The sequence below is a fragment of the Priestia sp. J2 genome (genome assembly GCF_020790095.1).
Lineage (GTDB): Bacteria > Bacillota > Bacilli > Bacillales > Bacillaceae_H > Priestia > Priestia zanthoxyli.
Genome location: NZ_CP086208.1, coordinates 2,952,709 through 2,978,031, shown reverse-complemented (window position 1 = coordinate 2,978,031; position 25,323 = coordinate 2,952,709). Strand labels below are relative to the sequence as shown.

Annotated in this window: 27 protein-coding genes and 1 riboswitch; of the genes, 20 read left to right on the top strand and 7 right to left on the bottom strand. The window is 38.9% G+C overall.

Annotated features, from left to right (window positions below; all coding sequences use genetic code 11):
• Nucleotides 1-182 precede the first annotated feature (182 nt).
• From LJY09_RS15075 to LJY09_RS14995, 17 genes are all read left to right on the top strand, one after another.
• Nucleotides 183-950: a carotenoid biosynthesis protein gene (locus LJY09_RS15075; RefSeq protein WP_028412825.1), complete on the top strand. Its 768-nt coding sequence runs from the start codon at nt 183-185 to the stop codon at nt 948-950.
• Complete coding sequence (locus LJY09_RS15070; protein ID WP_099000315.1) at nt 947-1,660, top strand: lysophospholipid acyltransferase family protein; 714 nt, start codon at nt 947-949, stop codon at nt 1,658-1,660. The genes LJY09_RS15075 and LJY09_RS15070 overlap by 4 nt, the downstream gene beginning before the upstream one ends.
• Nucleotides 1,657-2,763 (top strand): glycosyltransferase family 2 protein, encoded by a 1,107-nt coding sequence (locus tag LJY09_RS15065; RefSeq protein WP_028412827.1) that lies wholly within the window; start codon nt 1,657-1,659, stop codon nt 2,761-2,763. The genes LJY09_RS15070 and LJY09_RS15065 overlap by 4 nt, the downstream gene beginning before the upstream one ends.
• Nucleotides 2,760-4,220 (top strand): phytoene desaturase family protein, encoded by a 1,461-nt coding sequence (locus tag LJY09_RS15060; RefSeq protein WP_028412828.1) that lies wholly within the window; start codon nt 2,760-2,762, stop codon nt 4,218-4,220. Before LJY09_RS15065 ends, LJY09_RS15060 begins: the two co-directional genes overlap by 4 nt.
• A 132-nt stretch (nt 4,221-4,352) precedes the next feature.
• Entirely contained in the window at nt 4,353-5,081 is a 729-nt protein-coding gene (locus LJY09_RS15055; RefSeq protein WP_028412829.1) for a hypothetical protein, read from the top strand.
• A 158-nt stretch (nt 5,082-5,239) separates the two neighbouring features.
• Nucleotides 5,240-5,983 (top strand): sugar phosphate isomerase/epimerase family protein, encoded by a 744-nt coding sequence (locus LJY09_RS15050; protein WP_098113315.1) that lies wholly within the window; start codon nt 5,240-5,242, stop codon nt 5,981-5,983.
• Nucleotides 5,980-6,939, top strand: coding sequence for a sugar kinase (locus tag LJY09_RS15045; protein ID WP_028412831.1), 960 nt, complete (start codon nt 5,980-5,982; stop codon nt 6,937-6,939). The genes LJY09_RS15050 and LJY09_RS15045 overlap by 4 nt, the downstream gene beginning before the upstream one ends.
• A 2-nt stretch (nt 6,940-6,941) precedes the next feature.
• Complete coding sequence (locus tag LJY09_RS15040) at nt 6,942-8,222, top strand: MFS transporter (protein WP_013083743.1); 1,281 nt, start codon at nt 6,942-6,944, stop codon at nt 8,220-8,222.
• Nucleotides 8,223-8,248: 26 nt separating this feature from the next.
• The gene (locus LJY09_RS15035) at nt 8,249-8,893 is read left to right on the top strand and encodes a bifunctional 4-hydroxy-2-oxoglutarate aldolase/2-dehydro-3-deoxy-phosphogluconate aldolase (RefSeq protein ID WP_014459503.1); all 645 of its coding nucleotides are present in this window, start codon (nt 8,249-8,251) and stop codon (nt 8,891-8,893) included.
• A 101-nt stretch (nt 8,894-8,994) separates the two neighbouring features.
• Nucleotides 8,995-10,005, top strand: coding sequence for a LacI family DNA-binding transcriptional regulator (locus tag LJY09_RS15030; protein WP_154973695.1), 1,011 nt, complete (start codon nt 8,995-8,997; stop codon nt 10,003-10,005).
• Nucleotides 10,006-10,107: 102 nt separating this feature from the next.
• On the top strand, nt 10,108-10,743 hold the full coding sequence (gene hxlA, locus LJY09_RS15025; protein WP_154973693.1) for a 3-hexulose-6-phosphate synthase: 636 nt from the start codon (nt 10,108-10,110) through the stop codon (nt 10,741-10,743).
• Nucleotides 10,743-11,291 carry a 6-phospho-3-hexuloisomerase gene (gene hxlB, locus LJY09_RS15020; RefSeq protein WP_154973691.1) on the top strand — a complete coding sequence of 183 codons (549 nt, stop codon included), beginning with the start codon at nt 10,743-10,745 and terminating at the stop codon, nt 11,289-11,291. Before hxlA ends, hxlB begins: the two co-directional genes overlap by 1 nt.
• A gap of 336 nt (nt 11,292-11,627) precedes the next feature.
• On the top strand, nt 11,628-12,599 hold the full coding sequence (locus LJY09_RS15015; RefSeq protein ID WP_098113318.1) for a DHH family phosphoesterase: 972 nt from the start codon (nt 11,628-11,630) through the stop codon (nt 12,597-12,599).
• A 21-nt stretch (nt 12,600-12,620) separates the two neighbouring features.
• Nucleotides 12,621-13,370: an SDR family oxidoreductase gene (locus tag LJY09_RS15010; protein ID WP_028412836.1), complete on the top strand. Its 750-nt coding sequence runs from the start codon at nt 12,621-12,623 to the stop codon at nt 13,368-13,370.
• A gap of 136 nt (nt 13,371-13,506) precedes the next feature.
• On the top strand, nt 13,507-13,680 hold the full coding sequence (locus LJY09_RS15005) for a hypothetical protein (RefSeq protein ID WP_228307317.1): 174 nt from the start codon (nt 13,507-13,509) through the stop codon (nt 13,678-13,680).
• 256 nt (nt 13,681-13,936) lie between these two features.
• Nucleotides 13,937-14,584 carry a nitroreductase family protein gene (locus tag LJY09_RS15000; RefSeq protein WP_154973687.1) on the top strand — a complete coding sequence of 216 codons (648 nt, stop codon included), beginning with the start codon at nt 13,937-13,939 and terminating at the stop codon, nt 14,582-14,584.
• A gap of 424 nt (nt 14,585-15,008) precedes the next feature.
• Complete coding sequence (locus tag LJY09_RS14995; protein WP_028412838.1) at nt 15,009-16,580, top strand: APC family permease; 1,572 nt, start codon at nt 15,009-15,011, stop codon at nt 16,578-16,580.
• Between the two features lie 58 nt (nt 16,581-16,638).
• Here LJY09_RS14995 and LJY09_RS14990 read toward each other — a convergent pair whose 3' ends face one another.
• The gene (locus LJY09_RS14990; protein ID WP_028412839.1) at nt 16,639-17,202 is read right to left on the bottom strand and encodes a YdcF family protein; all 564 of its coding nucleotides are present in this window, start codon (nt 17,200-17,202) and stop codon (nt 16,639-16,641) included.
• A gap of 147 nt (nt 17,203-17,349) precedes the next feature.
• Nucleotides 17,350-17,530, top strand: a riboswitch (cobalamin riboswitch).
• 91 nt (nt 17,531-17,621) lie between these two features.
• On the opposite strand from LJY09_RS14990, the gene LJY09_RS14985 reads away from it, so the two are divergent.
• The 3 genes from LJY09_RS14985 (at nt 17,622) to LJY09_RS14975 (ending at nt 21,692) form a co-directional block, all read left to right on the top strand.
• Complete coding sequence (locus LJY09_RS14985; protein ID WP_028412840.1) at nt 17,622-19,148, top strand: cobyric acid synthase; 1,527 nt, start codon at nt 17,622-17,624, stop codon at nt 19,146-19,148.
• A gap of 205 nt (nt 19,149-19,353) precedes the next feature.
• Complete coding sequence (locus tag LJY09_RS14980) at nt 19,354-20,412, top strand: FecCD family ABC transporter permease (protein ID WP_028412841.1); 1,059 nt, start codon at nt 19,354-19,356, stop codon at nt 20,410-20,412.
• Complete coding sequence (locus tag LJY09_RS14975) at nt 20,409-21,692, top strand: ABC transporter ATP-binding protein (protein WP_154973686.1); 1,284 nt, start codon at nt 20,409-20,411, stop codon at nt 21,690-21,692. The genes LJY09_RS14980 and LJY09_RS14975 overlap by 4 nt, the downstream gene beginning before the upstream one ends.
• Before the next feature lie 17 nt (nt 21,693-21,709).
• Here the strand turns inward: LJY09_RS14975 and LJY09_RS14970 are convergent, their stop codons facing one another.
• The 6 genes from LJY09_RS14970 to LJY09_RS14945 form a co-directional block, all read right to left on the bottom strand.
• Nucleotides 21,710-22,528, bottom strand: a complete 819-nt coding sequence (locus tag LJY09_RS14970) for a hypothetical protein (RefSeq protein ID WP_154973685.1) — start codon at nt 22,526-22,528, stop codon at nt 21,710-21,712.
• A gap of 44 nt (nt 22,529-22,572) precedes the next feature.
• On the bottom strand, nt 22,573-22,998 hold the full coding sequence (locus tag LJY09_RS14965) for an Hsp20/alpha crystallin family protein (protein ID WP_228307316.1): 426 nt from the start codon (nt 22,996-22,998) through the stop codon (nt 22,573-22,575).
• Between the two features lie 89 nt (nt 22,999-23,087).
• Nucleotides 23,088-23,591, bottom strand: coding sequence for an Hsp20/alpha crystallin family protein (locus LJY09_RS14960; protein WP_028412845.1), 504 nt, complete (start codon nt 23,589-23,591; stop codon nt 23,088-23,090).
• Nucleotides 23,592-23,642: 51 nt separating this feature from the next.
• Nucleotides 23,643-23,885: a spore germination protein gene (locus LJY09_RS14955; protein ID WP_013057626.1), complete on the bottom strand. Its 243-nt coding sequence runs from the start codon at nt 23,883-23,885 to the stop codon at nt 23,643-23,645.
• A 107-nt stretch (nt 23,886-23,992) separates the two neighbouring features.
• Nucleotides 23,993-24,235: a spore germination protein gene (locus tag LJY09_RS14950; protein ID WP_013057625.1), complete on the bottom strand. Its 243-nt coding sequence runs from the start codon at nt 24,233-24,235 to the stop codon at nt 23,993-23,995.
• Between the two features lie 143 nt (nt 24,236-24,378).
• On the bottom strand, nt 24,379-25,158 hold the full coding sequence (locus LJY09_RS14945; protein ID WP_028412846.1) for an STAS domain-containing protein: 780 nt from the start codon (nt 25,156-25,158) through the stop codon (nt 24,379-24,381).
• Between the last annotated feature and the right edge of the window lie 165 nt (nt 25,159-25,323).

Below are 25,323 nucleotides of genomic sequence, written 5' to 3'. Positions count from 1 at the left end.
TTTTGTTTATAAATAAGTAATAAAGTCTCTTATTTAGGGAACGTACTAACAGTGGCTATTTTCACATAATCTTAAGAGAGTGTGTTCTACTCATAGAAAAGAGCACATTGAAAATGGAGAGAATGTATACAAGCTTATATAATAGCAATTTGATAAAAAGAAGCTGGAGAGAAGGTGAATCGATGATCACAAATGGTATTTATCGTTTTTTTCTTATTTGGTACGTATGCGGAGTCGTTTTGCTTTCATTTGATTTGCTGCCTTCATGGTTAGAATGGGCAAATGCTGTTTTTTTACACTTGAGCAGTCTTCTTGCTCTTATTTATCTAGCTAAAGCCTATGGAGTAAGGCGGGCACTGGTCGTTGCCGTATTTGTGACAGGCGCATCTATTTATGTCGAAAGTCTAGGTGTTAAACATGGGTTTTTGTTTGGATCCTACGATTATGAAAAAGATTTTGGCGCCAAAATTTTAGGAGTTCCTCTGACCATTGGATCGGCTTGGTTTATGGTCGTAATCACAAGCAGAATATTAGCTCTCGGAATTATGAAGCGCATGGAGCTGCCGTTTATTGTCCATGGAATTGCCTATGCGGTCATTAGTTCGCTATTTGCTGTTATTATGGATTTGGCTATTGATCCCGTTGCCTATATTGTTAAACAATATTGGGTGTGGGAAGGGGACAGCTTTTATTATAATATTCCTTTATCCAATTTCTCCGGCTGGTTTTTACTGTCTTTCTTCATTCAGCTGGTCGTATATTTCTTTTTAGCTAAGGTTCCTAAAGAAGAAGAGCCGGTATGGGAAAGAAGAATGGTGTTTTTGTATAGTGCAGTCGTCATGATGTTTGTAATTGTAGCATTAGTAAATGGCCTGTGGCTTGTGGTATGGCTGACGATGATTCCTTTTCTTATTCTTTATATTGTGTATAAAAAGGAGACTCGCTTATGATTTATCCGAAGAAAAACTCACTATTTGAGCGCTTTTTTCAACTGTTTGTCACATATCAGCTCAAAAAACAGTTTTATCGTATTCATTTACATATAGAAGAGCTCCCAAAAGATAAAAAAATTTTATTAATTGCTAATCATTCCAGCTGGTGGGACGGTTTAGTGACATTTTATTTAAATAACGCAGTATTAAAAACAGATCTATACGCTATGATGTCTGAACAAGGAATGAAGGATTTTCCTTTTTTTCAACGAATCGGGGCTTTTTCAGTAAATGCAGCGTCTCCGAAGCATACGATGGAATCGTTAAGGTTTGCCAGTAGGCTGTTAGCAGATAAAAAAGCGGTGCTTGTTTTTCCTCAAGGAAAAGAAGAGCATCTTGAGAAAAGACCGTTAGCTTTTTCTGAAGGACCTGCTTTTCTTCTAAAAAAGCAATCTGACGTTGAAGTTATTCCCATTACATATTATTATACGTTTCGCCATGATCAGCGACCGGAGCTTTTTATCTGGGTAGGGCAAGCTGTTTTTTACGACTTAGCCAATGCAAGAGAAGATATAACCAAAACGCTAGCCGGTGCAGTCACTGCTCAGCTCGATCATCAAAAACAAAAAATCATTCAAGAAAACGATGAGGAATTTACGGTTTTATTAAAAGGACGAAAGACGCTTAGCGAGTGGTTAACGTGGTGGAAAGCGAAGGTGAAAGAATGATTTACTATATGCTTTTATTTATTTTGATGCTGCTTCTGACCATTGTAAATATTCAAGCAATGCCTAAATTAAATAGATACAAGTTGAATTCAAAAACACCTCAGCCTCTCATTTCTATTTTGATTCCAATGCGAAACGAAGAACGAAATGTAAAGCGAATCATTTCTTCTGTTAAAGGATTAACGTACAGCAATCTAGAATGTGTCATACTAGACGATCAGTCCACAGATGAAACACGAACAAAGCTTTTGAAAGAAATTCACGGAGATTCAAGGTTTACCATCATAGAAGGAAAAGAGCTGAAAGAAGGGTGGGTAGGAAAAGTTCATGCCTGTCACCAGCTGTCGCAAGCTGCAAATGGAGACTATTTATTGTTTGTAGATGCCGATGTACAGCTCAAAGAACGCACGCTAGAACATACTTTAGCCACCGCACAAGCGACAAAAGCCGCTCTTTTAACAGGGTTTCCACGTTTTCCCGTAAAAACGTGGTTAGAAGCATTGGTTGTTCCGCTTCAGCATGTTGTTGTTTTTAGCTATTTACCGGTTGTGGTAGCGAACCGTAACAAGGTGAGCAAAGCTTCAGCAGCTCACGGTGCTTTTATGTTTATAAAAAAAGAAGCTTATGAGATCGCAGGAGGACATGAAGCTGTTAAAACTTCACTAGTAGAAGATGTGCATCTAGCTCAGCTTTTTAAGAAAAAGAAACAGCGCGTTATTTTAGCCAATATTACGTCTCACGTTAGCTGTTATATGTATGAAACAACTGAAGAAGTATGGAATGGGTTTGCTAAAAATATCTTTGTTGGTCTAGGCCGATCCGCTAAAGCAGTTTGGATACTGAGCGTTTTTTTTGCCTGTTACTATGTGCTGCCGCTTCCTTTGTTTATAGCAGGAATTCTTACAGGCAACATGCTTTGGATTATGCCTTTTTGCATCATGCTTTTACAGCGGTTTTTAATTGACCAATCGGCTCAGCAAAAAGGGCTTTTGTTTCTTACTATGCCGGCATCCGCAATTGTGCTGATGCTGCTGATGAACCATTCTATGAAGCGTGAACGAAAAAAGCAGGGATATGAATGGAAAGGAAGACATTATCAATGAAAAAAGTACTAATTGTCGGGGCAGGATTAGGCGGATTAGCTGCAGGAGTTCTTCTTCAAACAAAAGGGTTCGATGTCACAATCGTTGAAAAAAACGAGCACGTAGGCGGAAAAATGATGCCTGTGCAGCTAGGAGAATATTCTTTTGATTTCGGGCCTAATACCATTACAATGCCAGAAGTTTTTCAGTGGTTATTTGAGCAAGCGGGCGAACGTGCAGAAGACTATATGCCTCTTGTCAAACTAACGAATCATACAAATAATTTCTTCACCGACGGTTCACAATTTTCCATGTCTATCGACGAACGAAAAATGATTGAGCAGCTTGAACGTCTCGACCCCTTTGCTGCTAAACAATACCCGGCCTATTTAAAAGAAGTAAAAAGAATATATGACATTGCAAAAAGTCAATTTTTCTACCGGACATTTTCGTCATGGAAAGATTACACAAACCCTTCTCTATTAAAAGCACTGCTGCAAGTAAGGCCGTTTGAAACAGTAGATACGTTTCATCAGCGCTTTTTTCGAAATGAAAACATTCGAAATGCATTTAATCGATACGCAACCTATATTGGATCTTCACCTTATACATCGCCGGCTACCTTTTCACTGATTGGACACTTAGAAATGAATGACGGGGTGTACTATGTAAAAGGAGGAAATACTAGAATTGCAAAAGGGCTGGGGCATGTGTTCCAAAAAGCCGGCGGAAAGCTGTACACAAACTGCAGCGTGACTGAAATAGTAGTAAAAAGTAAGCGGGCTGTCGGAGTGGAAGTGAATGGAGAAGAAAAGATAGACGCGGATATCGTTATTGTAAACGGGGACTTGCTAAATGCCTATCCGGCACTCGTAAAAGAGCAGGATAGACCTCATTTTAAAAACAAAAAAGCAGCTGAATTTGAGCCTTCCATATCAGCCTATGTAATTATGGCAGCAGTTAAAAAGCGCTTTTCTCAGCTGATTCATCATCAAGTGTACTTTTCTCAGGATTACAAGCAGGAATTCTATGAACTATTTCAGCAAAAAACGCTTCCAACCGACCCTACCATTTACGTTTGTAATTCTTCGTATACCGATAACACGGTAGCTCCGGGTGATAATTTATTTATTTTAGTGAATGCCCCTGCTGTAAAAGAAGCGAATCAAGAAAAAATGAAATCTTACAGAGAGGTTGTCTATCGCAAGCTTTCTCAGTTTGGTTTAGATATTGAGCCCTCGCTTGTACATGAACGAATTGTTACTCCATGTGAAATTGAACAAACCTTTGGTGCATTTAAAGGCGCTTTGTATGGAGTGAGTTCAAATCGGAAAATGGATAGTTTTCTTCGTCCAAGCAACGTCTCAAAAGATGTTAAAAACTTATATTTTGTAGGAGGAACGACTCACCCAGGCGGGGGATCTCCTATGGTCACAATTAGCGGTATTAATGTAGCTACGCTTATTTCATCTTCCTAATTGATAAATCAGGATTGTCAAAAAGTTTAGTTTTTTGGTACTATAAGAAAGGACAGAGGCTGTTAACCACCTGTTCTCACGGATGGAAAAAAATGTTACATAATGAAGTTGAAAAGGTGATTACATAACTATATGATTGTATTTACGTGTCTTATTATTATCATAAGCATTATTCGTCCGTACTTGGAGAGCGTGACTGTTAAGCGAATTGCTTCAGAAGGCAAAAAAATTCGCTACTACAAAGAACAGTTCTTTTTTTATGTGCTAATTTTACTATTTTATATTGCGGTGATGGTATACCATGCGGTTCCACTTTCTATGTTAGGATTGCAGGGAGTATATCTAGATACGATTCACCGGACGGCTCCGTATCCAGCGTGGATTGAATATCTGCTGCTTTTAATCTTTGCAGGTTTTATTATTATTTCCATTATGATCCAATGGATGAAAGATCATGGAGAAACGGTTTTTGTGGAACAGGAGATGCCCACGTCAATTGAGGCAACCGTTCCTAAAACAGAAAGAGAGCAAAAGTGGTGGCTTGCATACAGCGGTATTTCCAGCTTCGTAGAAAGCACCGTCTATTTTCCTAGCTTTTATTTATATAGTCACTATGTATTAGCCATTCAAAATACATGGGTGTTGGCTATTTTAATTGGTATTGGTTATTTCCTATCACAGCTAGCTTTTCAGCGTGACCGTTTGAGTGTCCAGACGCTGTTAGTTGGTATCGGGCTAGGCGCTTTATTTATCATGACAAAGTCAGTTGTAATCATGGTCTTGTACTATGGTTTTAGTTTCTTAATCTATGATATTTATCAACAAGATCGCAATTTAGTAAAAAGCACAGAAGATCACTAAGAAACAACACGGCATAACGCCGTGTTGTTTCTTTTTTTTTATAATTTATAAAAAAAGCTTGAAAAGCGCTTTCAATAGTCTTATAATTTAGATAAATCGATTTACTAAACCGGTTTAGTAAGTGGTTAGCTAGTATAATAAGAAAGGTAGGTCGATTTATGAATCATATCATTATTCCTTTAAATGCATTTGAAACGACAAACTCTCAGCACACCATGATTGGGAGAATATATGAACAGCAAGTACATGGAGTGGAAATTCGAAGAGAGTTAATGAAAAAAGTAGATCAAGAGATTGAGCTTATTGCCGAAGAATTAAAAAGATATCCGCTTTTTACAGTATATTCGGCTCCAATCGAACTGTGGAAAGAAAGTGGAGAGTTAAACAAACAAGAATTAAAATCTATTCTTGAAGAAGCCGTATCACTTGGCGCTCAGTGGGTAAAAGTTTCTCTTGGTTTTTATCAGCCACAATCACCTATAGGGGAATTGCAGGAGCTATTGCAGGCATTTCCAGCTTTACATCTATTTGTGGAAAACGATCAAACCAGTTATGGAGGCAACATAGCATCTTTGCACGCATTTTTTGATAACGCTTACGAAATTCCTGTTTCCATGACGTTTGATATTGGTAACTGGCTTTATGTACAGGAACGACCCCAGGAAGCAATCAAAAAGCTAAGGTCCTTTGTAGGCTATATTCATATTAAACACGTAATAAAAAATAGCGGAAAGCTAGTAACAACCTCTATATCAAACGATTCAAATGAAATGTGGAAAGATATTTTGAAAGGGTTTTCTCATTCGATTTTTAAAGCTTTAGAGTTTCCAATCGATGAACCGGAACAAATCCCCCGCTTCATTTCATTGGTGCAAGCAGCAGAACAGGAGGAAGTGCAATGAATTCATTAGACGTTATTACCTTCGGAGAAGCAATGGCGATGTTCATGGCAGAACAACCAGGACCGCTGTATGAGATTAAGCATTATACAAAAGAGCTAGCCGGAGCAGAAACAAATGTAGCAATTGGTCTCGCTCGTCTCGGTCTGCGCGCAGGGTGGGTGAGCAAAGTCGGCAATGATCCTTTCGGTACGTTTATTATGAAACGGCTACAAGAGGAGTCGGTCAACACCGATTGTGTACTAGTAGATAGCGAACATTCAACAGGCTTTCAAATTAAATCAAAAGTGGAAGTGGGAGATCCGGAAGTTTGTTACTTCCGAAAAAATTCGGCAGCCAGTCACTTGCACCCACGCGATTTTAATCGAAACTATTTTTTAGCGACAAAACACATGCATATGACAGGAATACCGCTTGCTGTGTCAGCAAGCATGCGTGAATTTGCTCTACACGCGCTTACCTCGATGAAAGCAGCTGGAAGAACGGTTTCCTTTGACCCGAACCTGCGACCGACTCTTTGGACATCAAAAGAGGAAATGATTTTTACAATCAACGAAGCTGCTAAACAAGCAAACTACGTTCTGCCAGGCATTGAAGAAGGGAAAATTTTAACCGGATACGAAAACCCAGAAGACATCGCTTCTTACTATTTAGATGCAGGCGTAGAGCTTGTCGTTATTAAACTAGGTGAACAAGGAGCCTTTTTTAAGACGGCTAAAGAGCAAGGAATGGTTGAAGGAATAAAAGTCAAACAAATAGTGGATACAGTCGGTGCAGGAGACGGCTTTGCAGTAGGGCTGTTAAGCGGACTTCTTCAACATGATTCTCTTACTCAATCTGTCATGAGAGCAAATGCTATTGGGTCATTAGCTGTACAAAGCCCTGGAGATAACGACGGATATCCAACTGAACAGCAGTTGCAAAAATATATGGAATCCCAAAAACAAGGAGTGAAGTGATAATGAAACAGCAGCTAGCAAAAAAAAGATGGCTTCGGTTAATTCCTATCGTATTTATTACGTATAGCCTTGCATATTTAGACCGTGCAAACTACGGGTTTGGAGCAGCGGCAGGGCTGGCAGAAGATCTTCATATTACGCCAGGTATTTCGTCTTTATTAGGATCGCTCTTTTTCTTAGGTTATTTCTTTTTCCAAATTCCAGGCGCTCACTATGCTGAAAATAAAAGCGCCAAAAAGCTGATTTTTTGGTCTCTGATTTTATGGGGAGCACTTGCTACAGCTACGGGTATGGTAAGCCACGTCGGATTTTTGTTTGTTATTCGATTTGCTTTAGGAGTAGTGGAAAGTGCCGTCATGCCCGCTATGCTCGTTTTTTTAAGCCACTGGTTTACAAAAGCAGAACGTTCTAGAGCCAACACGTTCTTAATTTTAGGAAACCCGGCAACCGTTCTTTGGATGTCAATTGTTTCTGGATATTTACTAGAATCATTTGGCTGGAGATGGATGTTTATTTTAGAAGGTTTTCCAGCTGTTATTTGGGCGTTTTTATGGTGGAAACTAGTAAACGACGAGCCAAAAGATGCAGGCTGGCTGTCGAAAAAAGAAAAAGCAGATTTACACGATGCGCTGCAAAAAGAACAAGAAGGAATCAAACCTGTTAAAGGCTATAAAGAAGCTTTCAAAAATCGTACTGTCATTTTATTAAGCATTCAATATGCTTTATGGAGTATTGGCGTCTACGGATTTGTTATGTGGCTGCCGTCTATTATTAAAGCAGCGCCTAACATGAGTATAGTGAAGACAGGGTGGTTAGCGTCCGTTCCTTACGTATTAGCAGTCGTACTAATGTTAACGGTTTCATATCTATCAGATAAGTTTTTAAAACGAAGCGCATTTGTATGGCCGTTCTTATTAGTAGGAGCTCTTGCCTTTTACGGATCTTATTTAGTTGGCACAAGCAACTTCTGGCTTTCTTTTACTTTACTCGTTATCGCCGGAGGAACGATGTATGCTCCGTACGGACCGTTCTTTGCGATTATTCCTGAAATTTTACCGCGTAATGTTGCCGGAGGAGCGATGGCTTTAATCAATAGCATGGGGGCACTTGGTTCATTTGCCGGTTCTTATATTGTAGGATTTTTAAATGGATCAACAGGAGGGTTTGGCGCTTCCTATATCTTTATGGCTGGATCATTATTCCTTGCGGCAGTTTTAACCATTGTCGCAACGAAAAAGCCAAGAGAAGTTCAGAGTGTGAAGCCAGTTGAAACAACGGCTTAATGTAATGATAGAAAAGGAGAATTGAGATGCATATTGAGAAAATTACAAGTAGCGGTATTGTAGCGGTCATTCGAGGAGCAAGCGCTGAGCGAATTATTCCGCTTGCCTACGCGTTAAAAGAAGGCGGAGTAACAAATCTAGAAATCACAATGGAAAACCCTGCTGCCGTAGAGGTTATTAAAGAATTGAAAAATGAATTTGACGATTCAATGTTTATTGGAGCAGGAACTGTTCTAGACGAAGAAACAGCACGAATTGCCATTATGGCAGGAGCGTCATTTATTTTTTCCCCTACGGTGAACGAACGAACAATTAAAACGGCTAAAAGATACGGAGTCATTAGCGTTCCGGGCGCTTTTACACCTACTGAAATACTAACAGCGTATGAATGCGGCGCAGATATGATTAAAGTCTTCCCGGCAAGCGTAGTAGGCCCCGCTTATTTTAAAAATATAGCAGGACCGCTTCCTCATATTCCGTTAATGCCAACGGGCGGCGTTACGGCTGAGAATGCGGGAGCTTATATTAAAGCTGGAGCAGCTGCTATTGGAGCAGGAAGCACATTAGTAGATGGCAAGCAGCTTCCAACTCCTGAATACTTACTTCAAGTAACAAGGGAAGCGAAACGTTTTACTCATGAAATTCAAGAAGCTAGGCTTGCGTACGCTTAATAAATAAAGTCTTCTGCTAGCAAGAAGGCTTTTCCTTTTTCGTTTTTTTCGTTTACACTAGGAGTAGCATAATTTTAGGGATTGAATGAAAAGGACGGATCATGATGCAAAAAGTTACTATGCTGGACGTTGCAAAAGCAGCAAATGTCTCCAAAAGCACCGTATCACAATACATTAACAAGCGATACGAATATATGGGCGAAGAAACGCGAAAGAAAATTAAAGAAGCGATTGATACACTGGGCTATCAGCCCAACTATCTAGCACGAAGCTTAAAACAAAAGCGAACGTCGATGATTGGGATTATTGTCGCCAATATTATGCACAGATTTTCTACGGAAGTCATTCGTGCCATTGAAGACTATTGCCATTCGCAAGATATACATGCCATCATTTGCAACGCAGATGATGACCCTGATAAAGAAAAGAAATATATTAATATGTTAAAAGCAAAGCAAGTAGATGGCCTTATTTTATTTCCAACGGGTGCGAATACTTCTCTTTATGAGCAGATGATCAAAGAAGAATATCCGGTTGTTATTATGGACCGTAAAATTCATGATGTAAAAGGGAAAATTCCATCCGTAGTGGCAAACAATCAAGAAGCCACAAAACAGGCTATTTTGCATCTCCTCGAGCTTGGACATAAGCATATAGCGATCATTACAGAACCCTTAACTATTACACCCCGGATTGAACGTGTAGAAGGTTACAAAGAAGCGTTAACATCAGCCAATATGCCTGTAAATGAATCCATGATTATCAACTGCAAAAAAGCGGACATGCAAAAAGCGCTGGAGAAACTATTTGCAGCCGAAAATCCGCCGACAGCGCTGCTGGCTGGAAACGATTTAGTGTTCATTGAAGTGCAGAAATTTATTAAACAACACGGATTTAATATCCCGAATGATTTATCTTTAATTGTTTATGATAATATTCCTTACGCAGATGTAGCAACGCCTGCCGTTACCACGATTTCGCAGCCTGCTTTTGACATGGGAACAAAAGCAGCAGATTTACTTATTAAACAAATTTTGAAAGAAAAGATAGCTTATGAAGAGTACCAGTATGAATGTGAATTAATTATTCGAGAAACAACGTTGTCGCATTAAGCTAAAAAGAGCGCCTATGGCGTGCTCTTTTTAGCTCATCAAAATATTCGTTTTTTTTACGTTGTTACTAAACCGGTTTAGTAGAAAGTGAGGAGAAGAAAGATGAAGATACAATTAGCATTAGATCGCGTCACAATTGAAGAAGCTATTATCCTTGCCAAGCTGGCAGAACCCTCTGTTGATTGGATCGAAGTAGGTACATCTCTTATAAAAGAGTATGGAATTGAAAGCATTTATAAAATCAAACAGGCATTTCCGCACAAAACGATTGTAGCAGATATCAAAACGATCGATAACGCAGAGTATGAGTTTACCATGTGCTATCAAGCAGGAGCAGATATAGCAACAGTAATGGGCGTATCACCTTTACCCACGATAGAGACGTGTGCAAATGTCAGCGAAAAATGGAATAAAAAAATGATGATTGATTTATTAAACACGTCAAGCAGCTCGCAAAAGCAAGTAAGTATTTATAGAAGCGCTATTTTTTGCCATCATATCAGCAAAGACGAGCAAGAAAAAGAAGGAAAATCGCTGAGTCAAATAAATTTGCGGCAGTATTTTCATTCAGATGCGCAAATAGCAGTAGCAGGAGGAATTAATCCAGCCTCAGCAGCATCATTACTTCAAATGAAAGCGGACGTCGCGATTATTGGATCAGCAATTACAAAAAGTGCGGATGTGGCAAAGGCATCTGCTGAATTTCAAGGCTTATTTATGAGCAGGGGGAACGTATAATGACAAAAACACAAACGATTTTACATGAAATTACAGCCGTAATGAATCACATAAAAGAACCGCAAATAGAAGAAGTAGCGTTTTCACTTTACCAAGCGAAACGAATTTTTGTTATAGGCGAAGGTCGCTCCGGGTTAATGGGCAAATCATTTGCGATGAGACTGATGCATTTAGGTGCAACAGTATACGTTGTAGGAGAGACTATTACTCCTTCGATTGCAGCAGGTGACGTATTGGTGGCTGTATCAGGCTCAGGAAAAACACAGCAAGTGGTGAGCGTAGCTAAAAAAGCCAAAGAAGTAGGATGTTCAGTTATCGGCATTTCAGCTAGTACAGAATCACCATTAACTGCTCATACTGATGAGCTGCTGCACATTCCCGCTGCAACCAAATACCGAAGCGAAAATGAAGCCGCTTCTATTCAGCCGCTTGGTTCATTGTTTGATCAATGTGCTCATGTTGTGTTTGATACGATTTGCTTAGAATACGGGAATTTGAACCAAACGGATCATGAACAGGCGTTTAAACAGCACAGCAATTTAGAGTAAGTGGAAATAGGCTGAAACAAAAGTAGGTTGGTTAAAAGAAAATCCGAACGATGAGTCGAGATTCTTGATGGAGAATCACATTCGTTCGGATTTTTTTATTGGTATTGGTGAGCGTAGGTTTCATGTGTGTAGTTGCTTCTAGCTGTTGATTGGATCGATGTAGTTATGTCTCACTCTCTTTTGATACAGGTAAGTCTAAACGTTTACTTCACTTTTGTTTATTGCGAAGATATTCCTTCTCTTCAAAGTAAATAACAGCATTTTTATGTTGAAATTGCTATAATATACAAGCCGGTACATATACTAAGGCGACTGAAAATAAAGGAGTTTTGATTGATGACAAAAATAAAATTAATTTCACATAACGATTTAGACGGGGTAAGTCCAGCACTGTTGGGTCGGTTAGCGTTTGGCGACGACAACTTTGATTACAGCACGGTAAGCATTGGCCGCATCAATGACACAGTGACGCATTTTATTGAAGAAGAAAACGATGGAGACACAGCTTTATACATAACGGATATTAGCGTAAACGATGAAGTAGCGGAAAAATTAAATGAACTGGTAAAAAAAGGACAAAAAATCACTCTTATTGACCATCATATCTCTGCTCTTCCACTAGCTGAGAAATACGATTGGGTTCATGTTATTGCAGAAGACGAAAACGGTAAAAAGACAGCAGCTACATCTCTTTTCTACGACTACTTAGTGCGCAACAACATGCTTCAAAAAACGGAGTTGCTTGATGAATATGTAGAACTTGTGCGCTTATTTGATACGTGGGACTGGTTTCATGAAAATAATTTGAAAGCAAAGCGCCTCAATCACCTATATTATCTAATCCCGCATGAAGAATTTAAAGAGACCATTCTAGAAACGCTTCGTGAATCGTACCATACTGAAAATCAAGAATTTACGTTTACGGACAAACACGAAATTTTACTAGAAGCAGAAGAAAAAAAGATTGAAAAATATATTTACGACAAGCAAAAACAAATCATAAAAGAAAGTGTTGAAATTGCTAAAACAGCGTACAACGTAGGCATTGTATTTGCAGATACATATCAGTCTGAGCTAGGAAATGCACTGTGTCTAGAAAACGAAGATATCGACTTTTCCGTTATGGTGGACATGGGACGCCAAAAGATTGGCTTCCGTGCAGTAAAAGACGAAATCAACTTAGCCGAAATTGTTGGGCACCTTGGAGGAGGGGGTCATCCAAAAGCTTCTGGATGCAAGTTAACGGCTGAAACATTTGCTCTTTTCGTCACGGATCACTTGTTTAAAGACGAAGAAAAAAGTGAATAAAGCGTATAAGGAGGAGATGATATGTCATTTAAAGATTTAGTTGTTGTTGTTACGGGAGCTGCGAATGGAATAGGAAAAGATGTATCACGCGCATACGCAAAACAAGGAGCAAAAGTGGTATTGGCAGATGTGGACGAAACCGAAGGCGAGCGTCACGCAGAAGCTATTCAAAGACAAGGCGGAGAAGCCATTTTTGTAAAAACAGACGTCCGAAAAGAAAGCGACATTTTACATCTCGTTGAAAAAACGGTCAGTACGTATGGAACGATACATATTTTGATTAATAATGCAGGCGTTTCTCGCTGGAAATCACCGTATGAGCTAACCATTGATGAATGGGATGACATTATCAATACGAACCTGCGCAGCGTGTTTCTATGTTCTCGCGAAGCAGCTAAAGTGATGAGGAAAAACGAAAGCGGAGGCTCCATTGTAAACTTAGCTTCTACAAGAGCTTCAATGTCTGAACCAGATACAGAAGCCTATGCTGCTACAAAAGGAGGAATCGTTGCTTTAACTCATGCACTTGCCATTTCGCTTGGTGATGACAACATCACGGTAAATGCTATTTCTCCAGGATGGATTGAGACATCTGACTACGATGGCCTTCGTGAAATCGATCATACGCAGCATCCGTCTAATCGGGTAGGAACGCCAGCGGATATCTCAAGAGCGTGTATGTACTTAACAAACGTCGAAAATGATTTTGTAACAGGAGCTAACCTCGTAGTAGACGGGGGAATGACGCGAAAGATGATTTATGAACATTAAGTATCTATAAAAAAGGCTGAGATAAAAATATTTTAGACGAAGTGAAAAAATGAACCCTTGATCAAAATTTTTGATTAGCGGTTCGTTTTTTTATTACGGTGAACGTAGGTTTCACCTGTTTCGTTCCTTCTAGCAGTTGATTGAAGGGCACGACGAAGACTCCTGCGGAAAAAGCGGAACAGATGAGACCCCGCAGGAACGCAAGTTACGAGGAGGCTCAGCGGCCGCCCGCGGAAAGCGAAGTCGTGCACGGAAATCAACTGCGGTATCAAAAGCGGTTCAGCTCATATATCCCATTTGTTTATTTTAGATTGGATTCATTTCGTTATGTCTCAACCTCTTTTGATGATCAACAAAAAAAAATAATTTTTCTGTTGACAGGTAATAATAATCATTGTAAAGTAAGTTACATAAAGTAATTAAATTTCAATTAATATTTTTTTAGTTTAATATCTCGAATTAGAGATATAAGAATTCATTATATCTTGTTTATCTCCTTTTATCAGGGGGAAGGGTATAAACATGCAATTTAAGCTTAAAAAAACAAACAATTAGGAGTGTGGAAAATGGGTTTTTTAGATAAATTATTTGATAAATCAAGTGATCAACAACAGGTTGGAAAAGATTTTTATGAAGCAATTAAAAACCGACGTTCTATTTATGCAATTGATAAAAATGTAAAAATGTCAGAAGAAAAAATTGAAGAAATTATTAACTTTGCGGTGAAACATACTCCTTCAGCATTTAATTCCCAAAGCGCACGCGTAGTCGTTTTATTTGGCGAACAGCATGATAAAGTGTGGAATATTACGAGAGAAACGCTTCGTAAAATTGTTCCAGCTGAAAATTTTTCAGATACGGATCAAAAAATGAACTTATTCGGAAGCGGCTATGGAACAGTTCTTTTCTTTGAAGATCAAGAAGTAGTTGAAGGGCTGCAAAAGCAGTTCGCATCTTACAGCGAAAATTTCCCGGTTTGGTCTAACCAATCATCAGGCATGCTGCAGCATGTGATTTGGACAGCGCTTGAGCTCGAAGGCCTAGGAGCAACATTGCAGCATTACAATCCATTGATTGACGATGAAGTAAAAGCAGCTTGGAATATTCCGAGTTCATGGAAATTAATTGCCCAAATGCCATTTGGTAATCCCGTGGCGCCAGCGGGTGAAAAAGAATTTCAACCACTAAGTGAACGTGTAAAAGTATTTAAATAAGCAAAAAAAGAGGTACGGACAAAATTATTTTAGTTGAAGCAAAATCCGAACGATTCATCGTTCGGATTTTTTTATTGGTATGGCAAGCGTAGGCGTTGCGTATGTAGCTGCTTCTAGCGGTTGATTTTGTTATATCTCAGACCCTTTTTTACGGTAAATAGTTTGAATATTCTTTTATGTTTAACCTAAGAAAAATGCGGTTAAATAAGAGGAGTAGTCCTCAAATCTTCTGTGGAATTTATGCGCTATACATAAGCAATTCAACGATGTTTTACAAAAAAAAAAGTTTTTAACTTGGTTTTTTAGAGAATATTTGTTAACATATCCACTTGTGAGGTCTTAGTAAGAGGAGGATGATGTAAAGAATCCCATATCGGACGCAAGGGCGTAGATATGTGGAGTGGAAATTTTAAAGGAGGATATTATGTCTGATCAAGGAAATCAAGGAAAGTTTAAAAAATCAATATCGTTACTTGACCTAACGTTAATTGGGATGGGAGCTATTTTTGGTTCCGCCTGGTTATTTGCGGTTAGTAACGTAGCGTCAAAGGCTGGTCCAGCCGGAAGTTTTTCGTGGCTGATTGGCGGAGTCATTATTTTACTTATCGGTTTAGTGTATGCTGAACTTGGAGCAGCGCTGCCGCGTACCGGTGGAATTATCCGTTATCCGGTTTACTCACATGGTCATTTAGTGGGTTACTTAATTTCATTCATTACCATTATTGCTTACACAAGTTTGATTGCCATCGAGGTAACGGCTGTACGTCAGTATGTTGCGTTTTGGCTTCCTGGTCTAACTAAACATGGTTCTGAATCGCCTACTACAATCGGCTGGTTATTTCAGTTCGCGTTATTAACGCTATTTTTTATCATTAACTACGTAAGTGTAAAAGCATTTGCTAAGTCAAATGTTATTATATCTGTGTTCAAATATGCGGTTCCTCTTACAATTATCGTCGTGTTAGCTTATCACTTTAAATCAGCTAACTTTACAACTGGCGATTTTACTCCGTTTGGTTTTAATGGTATTCAAGCAGCCATTTCAACAGGTGGCGTTATGTTTGCTTACCTAGGACTTCACCCTATTGTTTCTGTAGCCAGTGAAGTTAAAAACCCGCAGCGTAATATTCCAATCGCGCTCATTATCTGTATTGTACTTTCAGCGATTATTTACACAGCACTGCAAGTATTGTTCATTGGTAACATTCCGGCTGATATGCTATCAGGAGGATGGGGAACAATTCAAGAGCAATTCTCTTTACCATTTAAAGATATTGCACTTATTTTAGGCCTTGGCTGGTTAGTAACGCTTGTTATTTTTGATGCTATTTTATCACCAGGCGGTAACGGGAACATCTTCATGAATACAACTTCTCGTTTAGTTTATGCTTGGTCTCGTAATGGAACACTATTTAAACGTTTCTCAAAAGTAGATAAGAAAACAGGAATTCCACGTGCGTCACTATGGCTATCGTTTGGAATGTCCGTATTCTGGACACTGCCATTTCCTTCTTGGGAAGCGCTAGTAAACGTATGTTCAGTAGCACTTATTCTGTCTTATGCGATTGCGCCAATTTCAGCTGCTGCATTCAGAGTAAATGCAAAAGACCTTAAAAAGCCTTTCAAATTAAAAGGCATGAGCGTTATTGCTCCTGTGTCATTTATCTTCTGTTCATACATCGTATATTGGTCAGGATGGACGACAATTTCTTGGCTTCTAGGATCACAGCTTCTAATGGTTGTTATCTACGTAGCATTTAAGAAATACGTACCAACTGACGTTGTAAAATTTGCACAGCAGCTTAAATCTGCTTGGTGGCTAGTTGCTTATTATATTATTATGCTTGTTATCTCTTACCTAGGCTCATTTGGTGGAGGACAAGGTGTGCTAAGCAACCCGCTTGACTTAATTTTAATTGCTCTTGTTTCAATCGGTATTTTCTACTGGGCGAAATACACGGGTTTGCCAAAAGCAGTTATCGATACGGATGATTAATAAAAAACACGGCATGAATTCATGCCGTGTTTTTCGTTTGTATAGGGGCGTACTCTATTTATTTATCAAACAGCCACGTTTTTAAGATAGCAGCATACTCACGAAAGTAGGCTTGAAGTTTAATTGAATTTGGTGTCTTTGCACCTAAAGGATAAACGTCAAAACCTTGACGCTTGGCAATAATAGAGGCGCGAAATAAATGAAAATCACTGCTAACAAGCACGACTTTTTTGTGTTGAATATCAACTTTCTTTTTAGTGAAAGTGAAATTCTCAAAAGTAGAAGTTGACTGATCCTCTTTTATCATTCGATTCTTTTTAATTCCTTCTTTTCGTAGAAAACGATAGGCTGCTTCTGCTTCAGAAATTTCTTCATCGGATCCTTTTCCACCCGTTACGATAACTTTTGTTTGTTTATGAGTCTTTAAATAAGATAAAGCCGTTTTTGCTCGTTCTTTTAAACTAGGAGACATTTGATCTCCGTCTACTTTCGAACCTAAAATGAGCACATAATCTGCTTTTTGCGGAACAGGCTGATGAGCGGTTTGATACATACAAAAAGACATGATTACAGCATAAAGAACAAGCAAACTAATAAAGATATAAATGATTTTTTTCTTCAACTACGAGCACCTTCCTAGCTATTTCATAAGATGTTTGGAAAATAATTGTTATTATAGCATACGAGACCCAAATAAGTATAAACACAGTAATATATAATAATAGAAGAAAATCGTTATTGTGAATGGTTATAAAATTCGTTACAATAAAGAATAAATGATTTTAAAAGTGCCTCTAAGGAGGATAATAGGGAAATCGGTGTAAATCCGGTGCAGCCCCCGCTACTGTAAATGTGGATGAACCTGCAAAGACCCACTAGTCAAACTAGGAAGGATGCAGAAGTAAAATGAAGCATAAGCCAGGAGACCTGCTTTTAAAAACCCCTTATTTTTCGGTGGGAGAAATAAGTCAAGACAATGTGTTAATGAGCGCATGACCAAACCTTGACTTTTACAGTTAAGGTTTTTTTATGTGATAGGGAGTGGAAAAAGTGAAAAAAGGAAAACCTCTTATGATTCAAGGAACGCACTCAGACGCTGGAAAAAGCATGATTGCTACAGCGTTTTGCCGTATTTTTAAAGAAGACGGCTATCAAACTGCACCGTTTAAATCGCAAAATATGGCGCTTAATTCATACATTACAATGGATGGAAAAGAAATTGGAAGAGCGCAAGGAATTCAAGCTGAAGCGGCTGGAGTAGAAGCAACAACCAATATGAATCCTATTTTAATTAAACCAACTCGTGATCATGAATCTCAAATTGTCGTTCATGGAAAGCCGCTTCGTAATATGTTTGCTTTTCAGTATCGGCAAGAATTTTTTAATGAAGGTTTGAACGTTATCACGGAGTCTTATAAAGAGCTTGCCAATCATTATGATCGAATTGTGATTGAAGGTGCTGGAAGTCCTGCTGAAGTGAATTTGAACGATCGGGAACTGGTAAATATGCGCGTAGCAAAGATAGCCCAAGCCCCTGTTGTGTTAGTAGGAGACATTGATAAAGGAGGGGTTTTTGCGAGTCTGGTGGGTACTCTTCAATTGCTTCCAGATGAACATAAACCTAGAGTAATTGGAGTGTTAATCAATAAATTCCGAGGAGACTTAGAGCTTTTAAAACCGGGGTTGAAGTGGTTTGAAGAATACACGGGAGTTCCGGTACTAGGAGTGATTCCTTATATGCACGACGTGGAAATTGACGCTGAAGATTCGCTATCACTCAGAAATTACTCAACGCTTGTGAATCCGTTAAAAGAAATCGATATTGCGGTTATCTCGTATCCTCGCATCTCAAATTTTACGGACATTGATCCTCTAAGCTTAGAAGAAGACTGTCATGTGAGACTTGTAACCAAGCCATCACAACTAGGTACGCCTGATTTAATTGTTTTACCAGGAAGCAAAAATACGATTGAAGATGCGCAGTTTTTACAAGAAAGCGGCCTGGATCTAGCCATTAATCAAGTCTTGAACGCAACGAACGCTCACGTTATTGGCATCTGCGGGGGATATCAAATGTTAGGCGAGACAATTACGGACCCCGATGCAGTAGAGTCCCGGATTGAATCTATTAAAGGGCTGGGTTTGCTTCCAGTGGAAACCGTTATGACAACCAGCAAAAAAACAGAAAGAGTTTCTGGATATGTTCAGTTAGAGAGTGAGAAGGTTTCAATTGAAGGCTATGAAATTCATATGGGAAAGACGATTTCTAAAAGCATGACGGAAGCCTTTGCGGTGGTAGATGATCAAAAAGAAGGAACGGTTAAAGACAACATCATTGGCACGTATGTTCATGATGTGTTTCATAACGATGCTTTGCGCAGAGCTTTGCTTAATCAAATTCGTAAACATAAAAAATTGCCGCCTATTACGGATACATTCAACAGTCGCCTGCAAAAAGAGGAGTCTTTTTCAAAAGCAGCAGCATATGTGAGAGAAGCTGTAGATATGGAAAAGCTGTATCATTTAATAGACAACTATAAAAGCCCGGAGCAAGCACAAAAAGTGTAGCTTGTAGAGGTTTTCGCTTGTTTTTTCACCGAGAACTTTAGTACGCTATTCTACGTTGCCTAGTTCAACAGTCTAGCACTCGTAACAAATAAAAGATGATTGTTTCCAATACTATGTAGGATGGAAACATGGTTTATGGACAGGAAAATGAATGGTTAATGTAATGTAAAACATCACGCCTCGTTTCCTAGAGGAGCTGAAAGTATTGATTTTTAAACGTATTTTTTTAAACAAAGCATCTATTTTATACATAGTCAGTTTATTTATTGTATGTACTTCGGTGATTATGGGAGTATTTATTGGTACAGTTTCGTTAACCGTAGGAGATACAATCAAAATTATTATTGGCCACCTTACCGGACTATCCTTATATCACGGTCCGGAAAACATGGATTTAATCATTTGGCAAATTCGTTTTCCAAGAGTACTGGTGGCATTTTTAGTAGGAGCTTCGCTTTCAATAGCAGGGGCTGCCTTTCAAGGGCTATTAAGAAACTCTCTTGCGGATCCTTACACGATCGGAGTTTCCTCAGGTGCAACCCTTGGCTCTGTCATGGCAATTTATTTTCACTGGAGTATTTTTGGTTTGTCTATCTTCACGCTGCCTGTAGTCGGCATCGTATCTGGTTTTATTACTCTTCTTTTAGTTTTTGGTATTACGAAACTCGCAAGCGGCAATTTGGCCAATGAAACCATCATCTTAGCGGGGATTATTTTATCATCCTTTATGAGCGCGCTTATTTCATTAATTGTAGCTCTTTCTCCTGAAGAAGATGTAAGGCAGGTTTTATATTGGCTAATGGGAAGCGTATCAATGAGAGGATGGTCGCATATTCAAATTTTAGGGCCGTTCTTTTTAGTCGGTACGATTATGCTGCTGTTACATGTGAAAGAGCTGAACGGCTTAGCATTTGGCGATCAATCCGCTCAATTTATGGGGATAGACGTAAAGAAGAAAAAAAGAATGATTTTAATAGGTGCATCCGTATTAACCGGGGCTGCGGTATCAGTATCTGGGGCAATTGGATTTGTTGGCTTAGTTATTCCCCACGTAGTGCGTCTCGTAGCGGGAGCTAATCATAAGCATGTACTGCCGCTTTCTATTTTAATCGGAGGAAGTTATTTGGTTTTAGCCGATTTATTAGCAAGAACGATATTAGAACCTCGTGAACTGCCGATTGGAGTCGTAACCGCCTTAATTGGTTCGCCAATTTTTACGCTGCTGCTTGTAAAAGAACGTATGCGGAAAAGAGGAATATCATGATTGAACTATATAATGTGACGGGAGGATACGATAAACAGAAACCGACCGTTCGTGACATCACGTTCACCGTAGACAAAGGTTCTTTTGTTGCTTTACTAGGACCAAATGGAAGCGGAAAAACAACGCTTATTCGCTTAATTATGAATGTATTAACCACTCAATCAGGAGAAGTGAAGGTAGAAGGGAAGTCAGTGAAGGCTTATTCACCAAAACAACTGGCGCAAAAAGTTGCAGTCATGACGCAAGAAAATCAAATTGGATTAGAATTTACGGTTCAAGAAATTGTTTCACTGGGACGTTATCCTCATCAGGCAAAAGGTTTGTTTAGCACTATATCAGCACAGGATGAAGAAGTGGTAGAAAGCGTGATGAAATTAACAAACGTCTGGCACTATCGAAATCATACCTTTCAATCGCTGAGCGGTGGAGAAAAACAGCGGGTTTTACTTGCTAAAGCACTGGCGCAAGAACCTGACTACTTACTTCTTGATGAACCAACGAATCACTTAGATGTAAAACATACGATGGAACTGCTTCAGCTGTTAAAAACGTTACAGCAGGAAATGAGCTTGACGGTTCTGGCCATTTTGCATGATCTCAACATTGCCTCGCTGTTTGCAGATAATGCCGTATTATTGAAAGATGGAAGAGTAGAAGAAACGGGGATGGATGCCATTTTTCAGGATGCAGCTACGTTAAAAAGAGTATATGGCGTTGATTTGCATGTATTTCACCATCCCGCTGTGAACAAGCGGCAAATTGCTTTTGTGCCGCCGTATCAATATCCAGAGACGGACTTCCATGAGTTGTATCAGTTGCAAAAGGAACCGGGCAAGCTATGTTTATCCTTTGCTCGTCCTTTGAGAACTGTTTCACTGGGTTCCAATGAAACAGGTCTAGACTGGTGTCAAGAAATTGTTCAACAGCAAAGCAGTTCTAACACGGCGTGGAAATCTGCGTCTTTATCTAGTCATGAAGTTCGCTTAAAAGACGATAAAGGTTACTCGTGGCTGACTGTACTGACACATGGACAAAAAGAGAATGAAATGAATATTGTTCTACTAACAAATACACCGCTTTCGGACGCGAACTTACTTCATGCTGCGATGAAGGTAATTGAATACCGGGCTTTCTTAGGAAAAACAGGCCGTATTGTTGTAGCATCATCTCATCATAAAGAAGAAAATCAAGAAGAAATTTCAGCGTTCTTAATGGAACGCCTACAGAAAGAATTACAACTATTTATGGAAACAAAAATGACCGACAATTGCTTTAAATAAGCAGTAGCGGTCATTTTTTATTCTTCGGAGTGATCAGGCTTTTCTGTTTCACCTCCTGAACTCATCGTTGTCTCAGTTGTATGTTCATCAATCTTTTTTTCTTTTAGCTTAACAGAAAATAAGTCTTTGACTTCTTCATCCACTTGACCGGAGTCAGCGCTGTAAGTTGTACCAATGTTTAAGTGGCCGGTCAAATCTTTAATGCCTAGCTGGCCAAAATTATTACTAAGGTCAATTTTGTCTAACAATACTTTTTCCACCATAATTTTTTCAACAACAATGGACTGCTTTGGCTGAGTTACTTCATCAATCTTTTTGTCAAGAGTTTTCACCATCTCATATAAAGCTGTATTGGACGATTCTTCCTTTAACGCAGAGAGCTGATTCTGAATGTCTTCGAAATTAGGAGCTGACTGCATAGCCGAAAGTAAATGAGCTGTTTGCTCGTGCAGTTGAGACAATGATTGAATAAGATGAGCTGATTCATGTAATTGCTGATGAAGCTCTTCTATTTTAGGAATCGCGTCGGTTAAACGCGTCACTTGATCAATAATTCCCTGCAGGTTCAGCGCTGAATCTGACGAATGAACAGGTTTTGTGAATTCAACTTCATCAGATGTCTTAGGCTCCGTTTGGCTCGGCAACTTCTTTGGCTGCTGAGGGGGTTTCTTTAGATTAGACTGTTTTTTAGTTTTCATCTTTTCGGGTAATTCTTTCCGCTTTTGATTAGAGCTTTGGTCTATGGGACTTACTTTTTTTTTGGTTGGAAGGGAAGACGGATTTATTTTGCGGACTGTTTCAATTTTAGGCGATTGTTTAAACCACTTAGAAAACATGAAATTCCCTGCCTTTCATGCTACGTATAGTTCTGCACAATAAATTACAAATCAAATTTCACGTGCAATAGACCATCTTTAAATGATGCGTGACACGGCGCTTCCCCTACAGCAGGTGGAAGGATGATTGATTGTTGAAACGTTCCTTCACGTCTTTCTTTGTGAAGAACATTTGCATCCTTCATCGTTAAAAGAGATGAACCGGATATGTGTAAAGTATTTTCATGCATGGTCAATTCGACGTCTGTTCGTTTAGCACCGGGTATTTCAATCACAACTAACAGTTGATTTGCCCATTCGTATACATCAATTAAAGGATAATCTCGATACTCATTTACAATTTGAGGAGAAGCATCTGCTTCCGTATCATTCTTTTCTTCAGGATCATCATCAAAAATCTTTTCCCAAAATTTTGTATGGTTTTCTTCTTGTAACGTTTCTGCCCACTTTTTAAACTTTCCATGATTCATATTTGTCACCTTCTTTAAAAAAATAAAACAAGGCCTTTTGCCGCTTTCTATTTTATATGTATGCATGAAAACAGAAAAAAACGTCCACTTTAATCTAAATCGTGGACGTCTATTTGAGACATAGGAATATTAACATGTTTAGGCATCCGGATTTCCAACACCCCGGAACGATATACGGCGCGTGTACCTTTTTTGCGAACCGAACAAGGAAGCTGAATTTCTTCTTTGAAGGATTCTTCTCCATCTATTCCTTCAATCGTACACACGTATGGAGTATGATAGACTTTAATGCTTGATACAATATCGCGGTTAGGAATTTTTAACTGAACAATGCATTCGTCTAATGTATTAATGACGTTTGAATCAAATCTTCTTAGCTGTTGTCCATGACCTTCATTTCCCACATCCTGCTGTTCTTTCATCATGTCTTGGGCTTGCTTAAAGAATTCATTTCCTTGCATAAAATCCGGAAAAGAATGGGACATCGTAGAAGAAATCATTTGCTGAATATATTTATTCATGTCTTTAGATGCCATTCCTTTTGGGATATTTTCCATCATTCCTTTAAACGGAGACTTTCCAAATGGAAACATATTTACACACCTCCTTGTAATGTGCCAAGTAAAACGACAAAATCGTTAAATCTAAATTTGATTTCCAATTGGAGCTGAAGGGTTTGCAATTTGATCTTGATCACTTACGTCAGGATCTAACACGCCCGTATTCATTTGAGAGCAAGTAGGAGAGAAGTTACCTAAAGAGAAATTTGCGCCGTTAAACTTTGAGTTCGCCGTGTGACTGTTTTGAATGGTGGAACCGAAATCGATATTTGCATTTTGCGTGACACCGTTTGTTACGATATTAAAAACGTTAATTTGAAGAGGCATAAAGAGACTCCTTACTGTTTTTATTCATTCTACTCCAACGGCCTATTGCGTTCAGAGAGAATGTATTCACCGTTTGTCGTCATGCTATTGACAAGCATTGCCCTATATCACTGCTGATAACCATTGACATGATCAACGTTTGCAATATCTGTTTGGTCATTTGTATCAGGATCGATATAAATGTTTCGCATTTTCGAGGAAGCAGGTGAGACATCGCCATAAGAAGAGTTCGTACCAGTGGATTTTGAATGAGCCGTGTGACTGTTATGGAGTGCTTCGCCAATGTTGACAGAACCGTTGCTTGAGATACTGTTGATCTTTAAATTATAAATGTTAATAACACTTGGCATAGGCTCTCACCCTTTTCTATGGTTGATTAATGTATCCTATGATGATAAGTGCCTAAACGTTCACAATTCCTCATAACTAAAATCGCCTTTTCCGATTGAAGGAAAAAGCGATTGAGAGAGGATTACTTAATGATATGATGGGCTTATGAAATGGGTGCAATACGACAATTCTTTTTTTCTAAAATGTAAGAGATGCTTTGTTGGACAGTGGAAAATGTTCGCCAATTAAACTGAGAATCTACAAGCGACAGAGCCATTTTTGAAGAAAGACCAACAATAAGGCAAGTGGTACCAATCAAACGCAAAGCATCGTGGAGCGTGTTAATATAATAACCGTGTTCTTCATCTAATGAATGAAGGGAAGATAAATCAATAAGCAAATAGCGCGCCTGTTCTTTTACAACTGCCTCCAATACCGTTTCAGTTAGCTTCTTTCCACGTTCTATATCCATCTTACCGGTAATGGGCACAGCTAAAACCTCGTCCCATATCTTTAATAAAGGAGTGGACAAATCCTCGATTAACCGTTCTTTTTCAAGCTCTGCTTCGGCTTGATCTGTAAAGTCTAATAGCATAAGCAAGTAGCCATAACGCTCGCCGTCTTTTGTATCAATGGGGTGAATCACAGCTTCTGCTACGTATTGACTGCCAATCGTTATACGCGTTCTGTAGGTTGTATGAAGAGAGGTGAGTAAATTTTCCGCTTCTTCAGAATTGGAATGAAAGAAGTCCATATGCTTTCCAATTAACTCTTCGATATGAGATAACTGGTAGATTGGGAGTACTGGCTGAAGTGTTTCAATTGCTCTTGCATTCATCCACTGCACACGATAGTCTTGATCTGCAATGATCATGGTTTCTTGAATATTTTCTAAAATCAAATGTCCATTAAGCTTTTGTGGAAGTCGTCCAATTCCATTCATTCTCCATCTCTCCTTATGCGTGTAGTAAGTTTATGTACATCTACTTTATATTTTACAGTGAAAAGAATGAAGAAGGCTATAAAAAATTTATTAACGTATGTAGGGATCATGGTATGTAAAAAAACGTAGGAGTAAGCACTCGCTTCAATCAAAAAACTCCCCTGG